Source organism: Lysobacter brunescens, assembly GCF_042677005.1.
Taxonomy (GTDB): Bacteria; Pseudomonadota; Gammaproteobacteria; order Xanthomonadales; family Xanthomonadaceae; genus Lysobacter_I; species Lysobacter_I brunescens.
Map to the genome: position 1 here is coordinate 331219 of NZ_JBHTIF010000002.1, position 15190 is coordinate 346408.

The window sequence follows — 15190 nt, forward strand, 5'->3', positions numbered from 1 at the left end:
GCAAGTGATCGCCGTCGACGACCACCACGCCTGGCCCATCCCCCGGCCTGCCTCGCCGGCCTGCGGCCTCGGGGTATGCTTCGCGCTTCGCCCTGTGCGGGCAACGACCATGGACTCGACGATGACCGCTGGCCAGCCGCTGCTCATCACCTTCGGCATCTACCTGATCGCCATGATCCTGATCGGCGTGTGGGCCTGGCGCTCGACCCGCAGCTTCGACGACTACATCCTCGGTGGCCGTTCGCTGGGCAGCGTGGTCACCGCGCTGTCCGCAGGTGCCTCGGACATGAGCGGCTGGCTGCTGATGGGCCTGCCGGGCGCGCTGTATCTCAGCGGCGTGTCCGAGGCGTGGATCGCGCTGGGCCTGATCGTCGGCGCCTGGTGCAACTGGAAGTTCGTCGCCGGCCCGCTGCGCGTCTACACCGAGCGCACCAACAACGCGCTGACCCTGCCGGACTACTTCACCCATCGCTTCGAGGACCGCAGCAAGGTGCTGCGGGTGTTTTCGGCGGTGGTGATCCTGGTGTTCTTCGCCGTGTACTGCGCCAGCGGCATCGTCGCCGGCGCGCGCCTGTTCGAGAGCGTGTTCGGCGTGCCCTACGCCGAGGCGCTGTGGTGGGGCGCCGCCGCCACCATCCTCTACACCCTGATTGGCGGTTTCCTCGCGGTGAGCTGGACCGACACCGTGCAGGCCTCGCTGATGATCTTCGCGCTGGTGCTCACCCCGGTGATGGTGGTGATGGGCAGCGGCGGCTTCGATGCCAGCCTCGCCCTGATCGAGCAGACCGACCCGTCGAAGCTCGACTGGTTCAAGGGTGGCGCATTGGGCTGGGTGGGCATCGTCTCGCTGCTGGCCTGGGGACTCGGGTATTTCGGCCAGCCGCACGTGCTGGCGCGCTTCATGGCCGCCGATTCGCTGACGACCATTCCCAAGGCGCGACGCATCGGCATGGGCTGGATGGTCCTGTGCCTGTTCGGCGCGATGGCCGTGGGCTTCTTCGCCAACGCCTACTTCGCGCAGCATCCGGACCAGGTGGGCCCGGTGGCCGACAACGCCGAGCGGGTCTTCATCCAGCTGTCGACCGTGCTGTTCAACCCATGGGTCGCGGGCGTGCTGCTCTCGGCGATCCTCGCCGCGATCATGAGCACGCTGTCGTGCCAGCTGCTGGTGTGTTCGAGCGCGCTGACCGAGGATTTCTACAAGGGTTTCGTGCGCCCCGGCGCCAGCCAGCGCGAACTGGTGTGGTTCGGCCGCGCGATGGTGCTGGCGGTCGCGCTGCTGGCGATCTGGATCGCCCGCGATCCCGACAGCAAGGTGCTCGGCCTGGTGTCCTACGCCTGGGCCGGATTCGGCGCCGCCTTCGGCCCGGTGGTGCTGTTCTCGCTGTTCTGGGCGCGCATGACCCGCAACGGCGCGCTCGCCGGCATGCTGGTCGGCGCGGCCACGGTGATCGTCTGGAAGGAGTTCGTCGTCGCAGGCGGGATCAGCGAACTGTATGAAATGGTCCCGGGCTTCCTCGCCGCCTGCGTCGCGATCGTCCTCGTCAGCAAGCTTGGCCGCGCACCCTCGGATGCCGTGCAGTTCCGCCACAAGGGCGTGCAGGAGACGCTGAAGGTGCATGGGTATTGATCTGCCGGGCCCGCATGCCATGGTGATGGGCTGTGCGAACAGCAAATCCCCCCGCCATCGCTCCGCGCTGTCGGCCCCCTTTTTCAAAGGGGGCGGGCGGCCGCGAAGCGGGCGACGGGGGATTTGCCTTTGACCTTCAATCTCCGAGTCCATCGTCATGGGTCCTCGCTTGCGCGAGGATGACGATCGTTTTCCTGCGCTCTGCCATTCTTCCTCCATGCCCGCCGACACCCGCCCGCTCGCCATCGCCCTGATGGGCCCGACCGCGTCGGGCAAGACCGCGCTCGCGCTGGAGTGGGCGGCGCGTTTCGGCGGCGAGATCGTCAGCGTGGATTCCGCGCTGGTCTATCGCGGCCTGGACATCGGTGCGGCCAAGCCCAACGCAGAGGAGCAGGCGAGGGTGCCGCACCACCTGATCGACGTCCGCGACCCGTGGCAGACCTATTCGGCGGCGGACTTCGCCCGCCATGCCCGGGTGGCGGTCGAGGGCATCGTCGCGCGCGGCGCCCTGCCGATCCTCGCCGGGGGCACCGGCCTGTATTTCCGCGCCCTGCTGCAGGGGCTGTCGCCGATGCCCGAGGCCGATCCGGCCGTGCGCGCGCAGCTGGAGGCCGAGGCCGCCGAGCGCGGCTGGGCCGCCCTGCATGCCGAGCTGGGCCGGATCGACCCGGTCGCCGCCGCGCGCATCCACGCGACCGATCCGCAGCGGATCCAGCGGGCGCTGGAGGTCTACCGACTGAGCGGGCGGACGATGACCGACTGGCAGCGCGAGGCGCGGCCGGCCGCCGAGCGGTTCCCGTGCCGGGTGCTGAAGCTTGCGGTCGCCCCGCAGGACCGCGCCGTGCTCCACGAACGCATCGAACGTCGTTTCGACGCCATGCTCGACGCAGGCTTCCTCGACGAGATGCGCGCCCTGCGCGCCTTGCCGGCGCTGCGCGATCATCCGGCGCCGCTGGACCTCCCCGCGATCCGCGCCGTCGGCTATCGCCAGGCCTGGGAGCATCTCGACGGGATCACCTCCGCCGCCGAGTTACGCGACCGCGCCATCTTCGCCACCCGCCAGCTCGCCAAGCGCCAGCTCACCTGGCTGCGCGGCGAGCTGGACCTGCGCCTCTTCGACCCGCAGCGGCAGTCCGATGCACTCCGTGATGCCGTCCACGCTTTCATGGCAAGTGTCTGATCGGACTGTCCGAAAGGGACACTTCGGCCGTCTTCCTGTCCCGGTCGGGTTGTGTAACCATCGCCTGCCCGACCGGGGAAAATGCCGCGTCCCCCGACGCGACAGGTCGGCGCGGCAATCTGCTGAACCCTTCCTGCAACCATGACCTTTCCAATAACAAGACCCAAAGTGGGGAACACCATGTCCAAAGGGCAATCCTTGCAAGACCCTTTCCTCAACGCCCTCCGCCGCGAACGCGTTCCGGTCTCGATCTACCTGGTCAACGGCATCAAGCTGCAGGGCACGATCGAATCCTTCGACCAGTTCGTCGTCCTGCTCCGCAACACCGTGAGCCAGATGGTCTACAAGCACGCCATCTCCACCGTCGTGCCCGCGCGCAACGTCCGCGTCGGCCCGGGCGGCGGCTATGTCCATTCCGCCAGTGAACAGGACGACGAGTCGGCCCCGGCCGGCATGCTCGCCACCAGCAACGGCTGATCCCGGACCCGAGCCGTCCAACCCGCTGGCCGCCCCTGCGGCCGGCGGGCCGGGAGAGAGGTTCGCGACGCCGCGCGCCCGCCGCAGGCCTCATACTGTCGTTCCGACCCCCACGGTAGCTCCGTTTTGTTCGAACGTTCCCGCAAGGGCGAGACCGCCCTGCTGATCCAGCCCCATGCCGGCGGTCCGCCGGAACCGGATGTGCTGGAAGAATTTGCCGACCTCGCGCGTTCCGCCGGCGCCACCGTCGCGGCCATGCTGCATGCCCGCATCGACCGCCCCAATGCCGCCATCCTCATCGGCAGCGGCAAGCTGGAAGAGTGCAAGGCGGCCGCCGATGCGATCGGCGCCGATCTCATCCTGGTCAACCACACCCTCAGTCCGGTACAGGAGCGCAACCTCGAAAAGGCGCTCGGTCGCCGCGTGGTCGACCGCACCGGCCTGATCCTCGACATCTTCGCCCAGCGCGCGCGCAGCCACGAAGGCAAGCTGCAGGTCGAACTCGCACAGTTGCGGCACATGGCCACGCGCCTGGTGCGCGGCTGGACCCACCTCGAACGCCAGCGCGGCGGCGCCATCGGCCTGCGCGGCCCCGGCGAAACCCAGCTCGAAACCGACCGCCGCCTGCTGCAGAAGCGGGTCGAACAGCTGCAGCGCCGGCTGGAGAAGGTCGAGGTCCAGCACACCCAGATGCGCCGTGCCCGGGTACGCAGCGAACTGCCGCGCGTCGCCCTGGTCGGCTACACCAATGCCGGCAAGTCCACCCTGTTCAACGCCTTGACCGGCGCCGAGGCCTACGCCGCCGACCAGCTGTTCGCCACGCTCGATCCCACCGTGCGGCGCGTGACGCTGCCCGGTGGCGGCATGGTGCTGGCCGACACCGTCGGCTTCGTCCGCGACCTGCCGCACGACCTGGTCGCAGCGTTCCGCTCCACGCTGTCGGAAGCGCGCGAGGCCGACCTGCTGCTGCATGTCATCGATGCCGCCGATCCGCACCGCGCGGATCGCATCGCCCAGGTCGATGAGGTCCTGGCCGAAGTCGGTGCAGGCGACCTGCCGCAGCTGCTGGTCTACAACAAGATCGATCGCATCGAAGGCGCCGAACCCCGCCACGACCGCGCCCTGGCCGAGGACGCCGAGTCCCTGGGCCTGGAGGAGACCGCCCGCGAACGCGTCTGGGTCTCGGCGCGCGACGGCGTCGGCCTCGACCTGCTGCGCGACGTGCTGGTGGCCCGCCTGGGCCTGCAGCGCGTGCTCGGCACCGTGCGCCTGCCGGCCCGCGCCGGTCGCCTGCGGGCGCGCCTGTACGCGCTCGACGCCGTGCGCAGCGAAGTGCATGAAGACGACGGCGGCTGGACGCTCGATCTGGACATGGCCCGTCCCGATGTCGAGAAACTGGCGGCCGGCCCCGATGGGCACGCGCTCGACGGCCTGCTTCCGCCCGACGATGACAACCCCGAATGGTGATCGCGGCACTCGCCACGGATCGCACCTTGTAAACTCATTCCCTCGCCCGCATTCCTGCGGGGCGCATTCCCAGATGGAGCAGGCATGGCCTGGAATACTCCCGGCAACAACAACGAGTCCAATTCCGGCGGCGGCAACCGCAACCCGTGGAAGCCACGCCAGAACGGGCGCGGCGGCGGGGGCGGTGCCTTCGACGAACTGATCGAGCGCCTGCGCGGTTTCGGCGGTGGCGGCGGTGCCGGCAGTCCGCTGCGCTGGGTGCCGGTCGTGCTGGTCGTGGTCCTGCTGCTCAACAGCTTCGTGCTGGTCGCCGAACAGGAGCGTGGCGTGGTCCTGCGCTTCGGCGCGTTCCATCGCGTCATGGCCCCGGGCCCGAACTTCAAGCTGCCCTGGCCGATCGAATCGGTGGTCAAGGTCAACGCGACGCAGATCAAGACGCACAGCGAGAACGTGCCGGTCCTGACCAGCGACGAGAACATCGTGCAGGTCGAGATCAACGTGCAGTACCGCATCAGCGATCCCAAGCTCTACCTGTTCGGCACCCGCGACAGCGAGGAAGTGCTCAAGCAGGCGGTGGTCAGCTCGGTGCGCGAGCAGGTCGGCCGCTCCACGCTGGATACCGTGCTCGGCGCCCGCGATGCCCTGTCCGTGGCCGCGCGGCAGAGCGTCGACAAGTCGCTAAAGGCCTACCGCACCGGCCTGGTCCTGACCGAGCTGAACCTGCCGAACGCGCGTCCGCCGGAAGCGGTGAAGCCCGCGTTCGACGACGTCAACTCGGCCCAGCAGGACAAGGACCGCCTGATCAGCGAAGCGCGTGCCTACGCCGCCAAGATCGTGCCCGAGGCGCGCGGCCAGGCCGCCCGCATCCGAACCGTCGCCGAAGGCTACAAGACCGCCGAGATCGCCCGCGCCACCGGTGACGCGACGCGCTTCACCCAGCTGGTCCAGCAGTATCGCGGTGCGCCCGAGGTCACCCGCAAGCGCCTGTGGCTGGAAACCGTGCAGTCGGTGCTGAGCCAGAACCGCAAGATCGTCGGCGGCGACAGCCGCCAGCTGCTGTACATGCCGGTGCCTCCGGCACGTGGCGGCACCGGCGCGGCGCAGATGCAGACGCCGCCGCCCGAACTGATCGCGCCCACCGTGACCTCGACCCCCGACGACACAACGCAGACGTTACGCCGGCCCCGCAGCCAGGGCCGCGATGGAGGCAGCCGATGATGAGACCGTCCCTCTGGATTCCCGTTGTCCTGGTGGTGCTGTTCGGCCTGCTGGGTTCGGTCTACGTGGTCCGCGAAGGCCACACCGCCATCGTCCTGAACCTCGGCAAGGTCGTGCGCAGCGACATCGGCCCCGGCCTGCACTTCAAGTGGCCGCTGGTCGAGACCGCGCGCGTCTTCGACGCCCGTCCGCAGGTGCTGCCCGCCGACTCCGAGCGCTACCTGACCTCCGAGCGCAAGGACGTGTCGGTCGACTTCTTCGTGATCTGGCAGATCCGCGACGCGCGGGCTTTCTTCCGCGCCACCGCAGGCGACGAGCGCGCGGCGATCGACCGTCTCGACCCGATCATCAAGGACGCGGTGCGCAACGAGATCAACGCCCGCACCCTGTCGCAGGTGGTGTCCGGCGAGCGCGGCAAGATCGCCGGCAGCCAGTTGGACATCATCAACAAGGGCGCCGAGACGCTGGGCGTGCGCATCGTCGACCTGCGCATCAAGCAGATCGACCTGCCCACGGACAGCAAGGTCATCGAGGACGTCTACAACCGCATGCGCGCCCAGCGCCGCCAGGTCGCAAGCAAGCTGCGCGCCGAAGGCGAGGAGCAGGCCAACACCATCCGCGCCCTGGCCGATCGCGACCAGAACGTGATCGTGGCGGAAGCCGAGCGCGACGCGCAGAAGCTGCGCGGTGAAGGCGATGCCGAATCCGCCCGTATCTACGGCCTCGCTGCCAATGCCGACCCCAGCTTCTTCGCCTTCCAGCGCAGCCTCGAGGCCTACCGCGAGTCCTTCAAGGATGGCGACGCCGTGATCGTGCTCGACAAGGACGACCCGTTCCTGCAGTACATGCGCAGCGATCGCTGATCCGATCGCTGCACGCTCCATGACCGACCTCTGGGCCGCCCTGGCGCTGGTCGCCGTGCTCGAAGGCCTGGTGCTGTTCGCCTTCCCGGGCGCCTGGCGCCGAACCGCCGAGCAGCTGCTGTCTACCCCGGTGCGCCGGCTGCGGGTGATCGGGGCCCTGGTCATGGGCGCCGGCCTGGTGGCCCTTTATCTTGTCCGTCATTGAGCGGATAGCGCTCCGGATCGACGGGCGGTCATGTTGCGATGCAAAAAATCATGACGAAAGGGTGGCCCCCGGGACCCTAAACCCGGATAATGCACAAAAGCCGGACGGGGCCTAAGCCCCTCCGGCTTTTTCCGTGTCGAACACACATGTCATTCACAGATGTCATCCCGAGCCGGAAGCGAGGGACCTGCTGGCCCGCGCATCGGGTGCATGCAGGCCTCCCGTGGCGCCCGGCATGACAGGAGAGCAGCGATGGGTCAGTCGGTTGTGGTGTTGGGCGCCCAGTGGGGCGATGAGGGCAAGGGCAAGATCGTCGATCTGCTTACCCAGGACATCGGCGCCGTGGTGCGCTTCCAGGGCGGCCACAACGCCGGCCATACGCTGGTCATCGGCGGCAAGAAGACCGTCCTCCATCTGATCCCGTCCGGCATCCTGCGCGACGACGCGCTGTGCCTGATCGGCAACGGCGTCGTGCTGCACCCCGGCGCGCTGCAGAAGGAAATCGCCGAGCTCGAAGCCAACGGCGTCGAAGTGCGCAGCCGCCTGAAGATCAGCCCGGCCACGCCGATCATCATGCCGTACCACATCGCCCTCGATCAGGCCCGCGAGAAGGCCGCCGGCAAGGGCGCCATCGGCACCACCGGCCGCGGCATCGGCCCGGCCTACGAAGACAAGGTCGCGCGTCGCGGCATCCGCGTCGCCGACCTCAGCTATCCGGCCGAACTGGCCGAGAAGCTGCGCAGCACGCTCGATTACCACAACTTCGTGCTCACCAATTACCTGAAGGTCGAGCCGGTCGACTTCCAGAAGACGCTCGACGAAGCGCTGGCGTTCGGCGAATACATCGAGCCGATGAAGTCCGACGTCGCCGGCATCCTCCATGACCTGCGCAAGCAGGGCAAGCGCGTGCTCTTCGAAGGCGCGCAGGGTTCGCTGCTCGACATCGACCACGGCACCTATCCCTACGTCACCTCGTCGAACACCACCGTCGGCGGCGCGCTCGCCGGCACCGGCGTGGGTGCCGATGCCATCGACTACGTGCTTGGCATCGCCAAGGCCTACGCCACGCGCGTCGGCGGCGGCCCGTTCCCGACCGAACTCGACGACGAGATCGGGCAGGGCATCCGCGATCGCGGCCAGGAATACGGTGCGACCACCGGCCGCCCGCGCCGCTGCGGCTGGATGGACATCGTCGCGCTGAAGCGTGCGGTCGCGATCAACGGCATCACCGGCCTGTGCATCACCAAGCTCGACATCCTCGACGGCATGGAGAAGCTGAAGATCTGCATCGCCTACGAATACCGCGGCAAGCGCACCGAGTACGCGCCGCTGGATGCCGACGGCTGGAACGAGTGCAAGCCGGTGTACCTTGAATTCCCGGGCTGGAGCGAATCCACCGCCGGCATCACCGAGTGGGACAAGCTGCCCGCCGCCGCACGCGCCTACCTGCGTGCGCTGGAGGAACTGGCCGGCTGCCCGCTCGCGATCGTCAGCACCGGCCCGGACCGCGACGCCAACATCGTGTTGCGCGATCCGTACGCCTGATCGCTGGCTGTTCCGCACCGCAATCCCGGAAGCCCCGCCTCGCGCGGGGCTTTCGCTGTCGGTGGCCTTGCAGTTGCATCGCGTGGTCGGCGCGGCCTGAGGCATCATGTCCTGCCTGCAGCACGCCAACGCGCGACGGCGCCGTCGACGATGGAGACGAGATGATCGAGAAACCCCATTCCCCCAGCTGCGACCGCAACAAGACGCCGATCCTGAATGTCCTGCGCACGCATTTCGCCGATCGCCGGCATGTGCTGGAGATCGGCAGCGGTACCGGCCAGCATGCGGTGCACTTCGCCGAGGCGATGCCGTGGCTGATCTGGCAGTGTTCGGATGACGAGGTGTACCTGCCCGGCATCCGCATGTGGCTGGACGAGGCGCGACTGCCGAACACGCCATCCCCATTTCCTCTGCAGGCGGTGGCAGCCCCGGCCGCGCATTTCTCACCGCAACCGGTGCCGATGCCGGACGCTGGTTACGACGCGGTGTTCAGCGCGAATACGCTGCACATCATGGGCTGGCCCGAGGTCGAAGCGTTGTTCGCATCGCTGCCGACCCTGCTGGCCGATGACGCGATGGTGGCGGTCTACGGGCCGTTCAACATCGGCGGCGCGTACACCAGCGAGAGCAATCGCGAGTTCGACGGTTGGCTGAAGGCGCGCGATCCACGCTCGGGCATTCGTGATCTCGAAGCGGTGAACGCGCTCGCTGCAGGCATCGGTCTGCGCTTGGTCGCCGACGTGGAGATGCCGGCGAACAACCGGATGCTGTTGTGGCGGCGTGGCACAATCGCGCCGGTCTGAATGACGATCCGACCGACGATCCAACCCCTGGAGTGATGCGATGCGAGCGATCCGTGTGGCCGCGCTGCTGGCCTGCTGTCTGTGCGGCCCAATCATGGCCCAGGACGATCCGGGCTCTCCCGAGGTGCGTTATCCGCAACTGCCTGCAAGCGGGGGCACCGTGCAGGCCTTCGTGCCCGACGGCTGGACGATCGAGTTCCAGCAGGCCGGCGACCTGAGCAAGGATGGTCGCGACGACCTGGTGCTGGTCCTGCGCATGCAGGATCCTGCGAACGTGGTCGAGAACGAGGGCCTGGGCGTCAGCGAGTTCGACACCAATCCGCGCCTGCTCGCGGTTCTGTTCGCCGACGCGGCGGGCGGCTATCGGTTGGCGTTGCAGGATCATGCGCTGATCCCGCGCCCGGACAATCCGGTGATGGATGACTACTTGGGCGACGGGGAGTCGATCCAGGTGCGGCGTGGAGCGTTCACCGTGACCCTGCGCAGCTGGGCCAGCGCAGGCACCTGGTACACCAGCAGCACCACCTTCACCTTCCGTCACCAGGACGGCTGCTTCCGGCTCATCGGCCATGACAGCACCTGGATGCATCGCGGCAGCGGCGAGACCGGCACCACGAGTCTCAATTTCGCGGCAGGCAAGGGTGTCTTTGAGGAAGGCACCATGGAGTCCGATGCCCCGACGCGCACGAAGACCGTGTCGATTCCGCGCGGCGAATTGCCCTGCCTGGAAGACATCGGCAACGGCTTCGAGTTCGATCCCGGGGTGAAATCGCCCTTCAACGATTGACCGCATCGATCTTCCGGGATGTCGGCGGGACGTTTTGCGGCGGAAGCGAGGATGTTTGGGCGTTTCGCCCCGTGGACGGAGGGCGCAGCCGACTAGATTGGAGACGCGTCGCCGGAACAGGCGACCACGTCCGGCGCCAACGCAGCGCCTGATGTCCAGTCATCCAATCGGGAGGAGAGTCTCATGAAGCGAGTGTTGTTGACGGCGCTGCTGGCGCTGGGTTGCGTGTCCACGGCCCAGGCCGTGCCGCCGTGCTGGCCGGGTTCCGTGGTGAACGTGGGACCGGCGCAGTCCCTCAGTCCGGCCCAGCTGAGCACCTGGCTGGCCACCTACGGCGTGCCGGCCGGCGTGAGCGATCCGCATGCCTACGTGGCGTTCCATGCGACCGACCAGCGCTGCAAGGCGCTCTACGGCAGTGGCGCCTGGGCCCAGATCACGGGTCCCTACACGCTGACCAACATGGTCAACAGCTACAACATCAGCCAGGGCGTGACCTTCCAGTGCAAGAAGTGCTCGGGCGGCGTGATCGGCGTGCCGATCGAAGAAAAGGCGCGATAAGCACTGTCCCGGCCAGGGATGGCCGTTACACGCACAGGGCCCGCAGCGGGGCCCTGTGCGTGTTGCCTGTTGCGCTGTCCGGGTCGGATGCGCAGGATCAGGCGATGGCGTGGATGGCGTCGCCCTTGTCCACGTCCACGTCGACGCCCACGACCTGAGTCCCGCTGCAATCCAAGCCGGTCGCGCAAGGCTGTCCTGCGCACGGGATCGAGCCCGTCGATCAAGGCGCCATGCCAGCGTCGGAGCACTTCGATCAGCACCGGATCCTGCACGTCATGCGATGCGCTGCAGCAGTCCAGCAGCGTATCGGGTCTGCTGTCTGGCGCTGCATCAACGCGTCATCTGCCGCAATCAGGCCAGCATGCACTGTTCCGTCTGTGCGAGTGCGGAGACCATCACGAAATGTCCGTTTCCTGCGCCGCACTCCCGTTCGGTCGGTGGCTCATATCGAGCTGACCACGAACATGGACGATGCAATGAAAACGATGACGACCTCGAGAGTTCCCGCCGCGACAACGATCATCCTGCAGGCGGCGTGCGCGCTGCTGCTGGCCAGCATGGCAGACGCTGCGCATGCGGATGCGCGTGTGTTCTTCACGCAGATGGTGGTGAATGACTGCAACGAGATCGGTACGTGCGACTGGAAGCTTTCCTGCGGTCTTGGCAACCAGCAGGAAACCGAATTCTTCAGCATGGCCGAGGCGAATACCAACGAAACGGTGACCATCAATCGGGCGCTCAGCCAGCGCGAATTTCCGCCGCTGACGGTGAGTTGCACGGTGATGGAACATGATGGCGGCATTGGTGCCGAATGGGAGCATGTCGGTGCGGGATCGGTGGTCGTGCGAACCACCGGTGACCATCTGCTGCGTCTGAATCAGCACCGCGATGAAGGCGATGTGACCGTGCGTTTCACGGTAGAGGATATCGGTTCCACTGGCCAGCCACTGACTCGCGCTGCAGATCGCGTGCAGCGGAGCACGTCCCAGGCGCCACGCGACATCGGCGGCGTCGTGCGACGGATGCGGGACCGCAATATTCGCAGCGGTGCGGGCAAGTGCCTGGATGTGCATGCCCCCGATCAGCACAACAACGGCGGTCATGTGCAAGTGTGGGACTGCAACGGGAGCCAGCAGCAGGTCTGGCGTTTCCAGGATGGCGCGATTCTCAGCGGTGCCGGCAAGTGCCTCGACGTGCACGCACCCGACCAGAACAGCAATGGCGCCCGTGTGCAGGTGTGGGATTGCAATGGCAGCCTGCAGCAGACCTGGACCTTGCAGGGCGATGTGATCCGCAGCGGTGCAGGGCTGTGCCTGGACGTGCATGCGCCCGATCAGGACAAGAATGGCGGCCGTGTGCAGGTCTGGGCCTGCAATGGCAGCCGGCAGCAGACCTGGTCGCTGCAGTAAGGTTCGACAGGCGATGCAGATGGACGAAACGGCGGATGGCCCGCCGTTTCGTCGTTCGCCGGAAGTGCGCAGGCTGACCTGTACGGGCGACCCGTGCGGGCGCTTACGCCTCGATCGCGTCGTCCTTGTACGCATCCACCGGGATGCAGGCGCACATGACGTTCTTGTCGCCGTAGACGTTGTCGACGCGGGCAACCGGCGGCCAGTACTTCTGCTGCCTGAGCGTGGCCAGCGGGAACACGGCGAGCTCGCGCGGGTAGGCGTGGGTCCACTCGCTGCCCGACACCATGGTCACGGTGTGCGGGGCGTTCCTGAGCGGGTTGTCCTCGCGGTCCAGGCGGCCGTCTTCCACCGCGCGGATCTCGTCGCGGATCTGGATCATCGCGTCGATGAAGCGGTCGAGTTCGTGCTGCGACTCGGACTCGGTGGGTTCGACCATCAGCGTGCCGGCGACCGGGAAGCTCAGGGTCGGGGCGTGGAAGCCGAAGTCGATGAGGCGCTTGGCCACGTCTTCGGCGCTGATGCCGGTGGCGTCCTTGATCGGGCGCAGGTCGAGGATGCACTCGTGCGCGACCAGGCCGTTGCGCCCGGTGTACAGCGTGGCGTAGTGCGGCGCCAGGCGCTTGGCGATGTAGTTGGCGTTGAGCAGCGCGACCTGGGTGGCGCGGCGCAGGCCGCCGGTGCCCATCATCGTGATGTACATCCAGCTGATCGGCAGGATCGAGGCCGAGCCGAACGATGCCGCGCTGACCATGCCGACCTTGCCTTCGCCGACGCCCTGCGTGCGCAGGCCCGCGGTGCCGAAGGCGTTGGGCAGGAAGGGCGCGAGGTGCGACTTCACCGCGCACGGGCCGACGCCCGGGCCGCCGCCGCCGTGCGGGATGCAGAAGGTCTTGTGCAGGTTGAGGTGCGAGACGTCCGAGCCCCACTTGCCGGGCTTGGCGACGCCGACCAGTGCGTTCATGTTCGCGCCGTCGGTGTACACCTGGCCGCCGTGCGAGTGGATGATCTCGCAGATCTCGACGATGTCTTCCTCGAACACGCCGTGCGTGGACGGGTAGGTGACCATCAGCGCAGCGAGGCGGTCGCTGTACTTCTCGGCGGCGCGGCGCAGGTCTTCCACGTCGACGTTGCCGTTGGCGTCGGTCTTGGTGACGACCACGGTCATGCCGCACATCTGCGCGCTGGCCGGGTTGGTGCCGTGCGCGGAGTCGGGGATCAGGCAGATGTCGCGATGGCTTTCGCCGCGCGACTGGTGGTAGGCGCGGATCGCGAGCAGGCCGGCGTATTCGCCCTGCGCGCCGGAGTTCGGCTGCAGGCTGACGGCATCGTAGCCGGTGCATTCGACCAGCATCGCTTCGAGGCTGGCGATCAGTTCCTGGTAGCCCTGCGCCTGGTCGGCCGGGGCGAGCGGATGGATGTTGCCGAACTCCGGCCACGTGACCGGGATCATCTCGGCCGTTGCGTTCAGCTTCATCGTGCACGAACCCAGCGGGATCATGGTCCGATCCATCGCCAGGTCCTTGTCGGCCAGCGAACGCAGGTAGCGCAGCAGTTCGTGCTCGCTGTGGTGGGTGTTGAACACGGGGTGGGTCATGAACGAGGAGGTGCGCAGCAGCGACGCGGGCAGGGCGTCGGTGGTGGCGGCGTCCAGCGCGTCGATATCCGAGGCATCGGCGCCGAACAGCGCGGCGATCGCAGCCACGTCCTCGCGGGTGGTGGTTTCGTCGAGGCTGATGCCGACGCTGCCGGCGTCGATCGCACGCAGGTTCATGCGCGCGGCGCGGGCTTTCGCATGTACGGCGGCGGCGTCGATGCCGGTGACGTGCAGGGTGTCGAAGAAGTCGCTGCCGACCGCGACGCCGGCCTTGCGCAGCGCGGCGGCGAGGATCGCGGCGAGGCGGTGCGTGCGGCGGGCGATGCGGGTCAGGCCTTCGGCGCCGTGGTAGACGGCGTACATCGAGGCCATCACCGCCAGCAGCACCTGCGCGGTGCAGATGTTCGACGTGGCCTTCTCGCGGCGGATGTGCTGCTCGCGGGTCTGCAGGGTGAGGCGGTAGGCCGGCTTGCCTTCGGCGTCGATCGACACGCCGATCAGGCGGCCCGGCATCGAGCGCTTGAACGCGTCCTTGCAGGCCATGAACGCGGCGTGCGGGCCGCCGAAACCGAAGGGCACGCCGAAGCGCTGCGAGTTGCCGACGACGATGTCGGCACCCCATTCGCCGGGCGCGGCGATGAGCGTGAGCGCGAGCAGGTCGGTGGCCACGGCGACCAGGCCGCCGCGCGCGTGCACGGCATCGGCGACGGCGCGGTAGTCGCGCACGTTGCCGAAGGTGTCGGGGTACTGCAGCAGCACGCCGAACCCGTCGGTGGCGGCGGCCTGCGCGTCGTCGCCGAAGACCAGCTCGATGCCCATCGGCTCGGCGCGGGTCTTCAGCACTTCGACGGTCTGCGGATGCACGCCGTTCGAGACGAAGAACACGTTCGACTTCGACTTGGCCGAACGCTTGGCGAGGGTCATGGCCTCGGCGGCGGCGGTGCCTTCATCGAGCAGCGAGGCGTTGGCGATCTCCATGCCGGTGAGGTCGGCGCACATCTGCTGGAAGTTGATCAGGGCTTCCATGCGGCCCTGCGAGATCTCCGCCTGGTACGGCGTGTAGGCCGTGTACCACGCCGGGTTCTCGAGGATGTTGCGGAGGATGACGTTCGGCGTGTGCGTGCCGTAGTAACCCTGGCCGATGAAGCTGCGGAACACCTGGTTCCTGTCGGCGATGGCGCGGATCTTGGCCAGCGCCTCGACCTCGGTGATCGCTTCGGGCAGGGCCAGCGGCGCGGGCGACTTGATGCTGGCCGGCACGATGGCGTCGGTCAGCGCGTCCAGCGAGTCCTGGCCGACGATGCGCAGCATGTGCGTGATCTCGGCGTCGTTCGGGCCGATGTGGCGTTCGAGGAAGGCAGAATGGTGCTCGAGGTCGCGAAGCGTCGCGCGGGGTGCGGCATGCTGGGTCATGGAGAAGGCATCGTCTGGCGCGGCGGGGCCGCGGGAGG

Annotated in this window: 13 protein-coding genes; 12 read left to right on the forward strand and 1 reads right to left on the reverse strand. The window is 67.8% G+C overall.

The annotated features are described in order from the left end of the window. The first annotated feature begins 121 nt into the window (after nt 1-121). From putP to ACFQ0E_RS13655, 12 genes are all read left to right on the forward strand, one after another. On the forward strand, nt 122-1630 hold the full coding sequence (putP, locus tag ACFQ0E_RS13600) for a sodium/proline symporter PutP (protein WP_386824655.1): 1509 nt from the start codon (nt 122-124) through the stop codon (nt 1628-1630). A gap of 217 nt (nt 1631-1847) precedes the next feature. Next, entirely contained in the window at nt 1848-2810 is a 963-nt protein-coding gene (gene miaA / locus ACFQ0E_RS13605; protein WP_386824657.1) for a tRNA (adenosine(37)-N6)-dimethylallyltransferase MiaA, read from the forward strand. A gap of 180 nt (nt 2811-2990) precedes the next feature. Further along, nucleotides 2991-3287 carry an RNA chaperone Hfq gene (hfq, locus tag ACFQ0E_RS13610; protein WP_386824659.1) on the forward strand — a complete coding sequence of 99 codons (297 nt, stop codon included), beginning with the start codon at nt 2991-2993 and terminating at the stop codon, nt 3285-3287. 126 nt (nt 3288-3413) lie between these two features. Then, entirely contained in the window at nt 3414-4754 is a 1341-nt protein-coding gene (gene hflX / locus ACFQ0E_RS13615; protein WP_386824661.1) for a ribosome rescue GTPase HflX, read from the forward strand. Nucleotides 4755-4838: 84 nt separating this feature from the next. Continuing rightward, the gene (gene hflK, locus ACFQ0E_RS13620; RefSeq protein WP_386824663.1) at nt 4839-5972 is read left to right on the forward strand and encodes an FtsH protease activity modulator HflK; all 1134 of its coding nucleotides are present in this window, start codon (nt 4839-4841) and stop codon (nt 5970-5972) included. Continuing rightward, a complete protein-coding gene (gene hflC / locus ACFQ0E_RS13625) occupies nt 5972-6835 on the forward strand; it encodes a protease modulator HflC (protein WP_386824777.1) in 864 nt (287 codons plus the stop codon). The genes hflK and hflC overlap by 1 nt, the downstream gene beginning before the upstream one ends. Nucleotides 6836-6854: 19 nt before the next feature. Further along, a complete protein-coding gene (locus ACFQ0E_RS13630) occupies nt 6855-7040 on the forward strand; it encodes a DUF2065 domain-containing protein (protein ID WP_386824665.1) in 186 nt (61 codons plus the stop codon). 252 nt (nt 7041-7292) lie between these two features. After that, a complete protein-coding gene (locus tag ACFQ0E_RS13635; RefSeq protein ID WP_137852768.1) occupies nt 7293-8585 on the forward strand; it encodes an adenylosuccinate synthase in 1293 nt (430 codons plus the stop codon). 161 nt (nt 8586-8746) lie between these two features. Then, nucleotides 8747-9388: a DUF938 domain-containing protein gene (locus ACFQ0E_RS13640; RefSeq protein ID WP_386824667.1), complete on the forward strand. Its 642-nt coding sequence runs from the start codon at nt 8747-8749 to the stop codon at nt 9386-9388. A 40-nt stretch (nt 9389-9428) separates the two neighbouring features. Beyond that, nucleotides 9429-10175, forward strand: a complete 747-nt coding sequence (locus ACFQ0E_RS13645; protein ID WP_386824669.1) for a hypothetical protein — start codon at nt 9429-9431, stop codon at nt 10173-10175. A 183-nt stretch (nt 10176-10358) separates the two neighbouring features. Then, entirely contained in the window at nt 10359-10733 is a 375-nt protein-coding gene (locus tag ACFQ0E_RS13650; protein ID WP_386824671.1) for a hypothetical protein, read from the forward strand. A 437-nt stretch (nt 10734-11170) separates the two neighbouring features. Continuing rightward, a complete protein-coding gene (locus ACFQ0E_RS13655) occupies nt 11171-12142 on the forward strand; it encodes an RICIN domain-containing protein (protein ID WP_386824673.1) in 972 nt (323 codons plus the stop codon). Between the two features lie 103 nt (nt 12143-12245). Here the strand turns inward: ACFQ0E_RS13655 and gcvP are convergent, their stop codons facing one another. Then, nucleotides 12246-15152, reverse strand: a complete 2907-nt coding sequence (gene gcvP / locus ACFQ0E_RS13660) for an aminomethyl-transferring glycine dehydrogenase (RefSeq protein ID WP_386824675.1) — start codon at nt 15150-15152, stop codon at nt 12246-12248. Between the last annotated feature and the right edge of the window lie 38 nt (nt 15153-15190).

Coding starts and splice junctions, on each gene's coding strand:
- putP (WP_386824655.1), top strand. CDS start 122: ATGACCGCTGGCCAGCCGCTGCTCATCACCTTCGGCATCTACCTGATC.
- miaA (WP_386824657.1), top strand. CDS start 1,848: ATGCCCGCCGACACCCGCCCGCTCGCCATCGCCCTGATGGGCCCGACC.
- hfq (WP_386824659.1), top strand. CDS start 2,991: ATGTCCAAAGGGCAATCCTTGCAAGACCCTTTCCTCAACGCCCTCCGC.
- hflK (WP_386824663.1), top strand. CDS start 4,839: ATGGCCTGGAATACTCCCGGCAACAACAACGAGTCCAATTCCGGCGGC.
- hflC (WP_386824777.1), top strand. CDS start 5,972: ATGAGACCGTCCCTCTGGATTCCCGTTGTCCTGGTGGTGCTGTTCGGC.
- ACFQ0E_RS13630 (WP_386824665.1), top strand. CDS start 6,855: ATGACCGACCTCTGGGCCGCCCTGGCGCTGGTCGCCGTGCTCGAAGGC.
- ACFQ0E_RS13635 (WP_137852768.1), top strand. CDS start 7,293: ATGGGTCAGTCGGTTGTGGTGTTGGGCGCCCAGTGGGGCGATGAGGGC.
- ACFQ0E_RS13640 (WP_386824667.1), top strand. CDS start 8,747: ATGATCGAGAAACCCCATTCCCCCAGCTGCGACCGCAACAAGACGCCG.
- ACFQ0E_RS13645 (WP_386824669.1), top strand. CDS start 9,429: ATGCGAGCGATCCGTGTGGCCGCGCTGCTGGCCTGCTGTCTGTGCGGC.
- ACFQ0E_RS13650 (WP_386824671.1), top strand. CDS start 10,359: ATGAAGCGAGTGTTGTTGACGGCGCTGCTGGCGCTGGGTTGCGTGTCC.
- gcvP (WP_386824675.1), bottom strand. CDS start 15,152: ATGACCCAGCATGCCGCACCCCGCGCGACGCTTCGCGACCTCGAGCAC.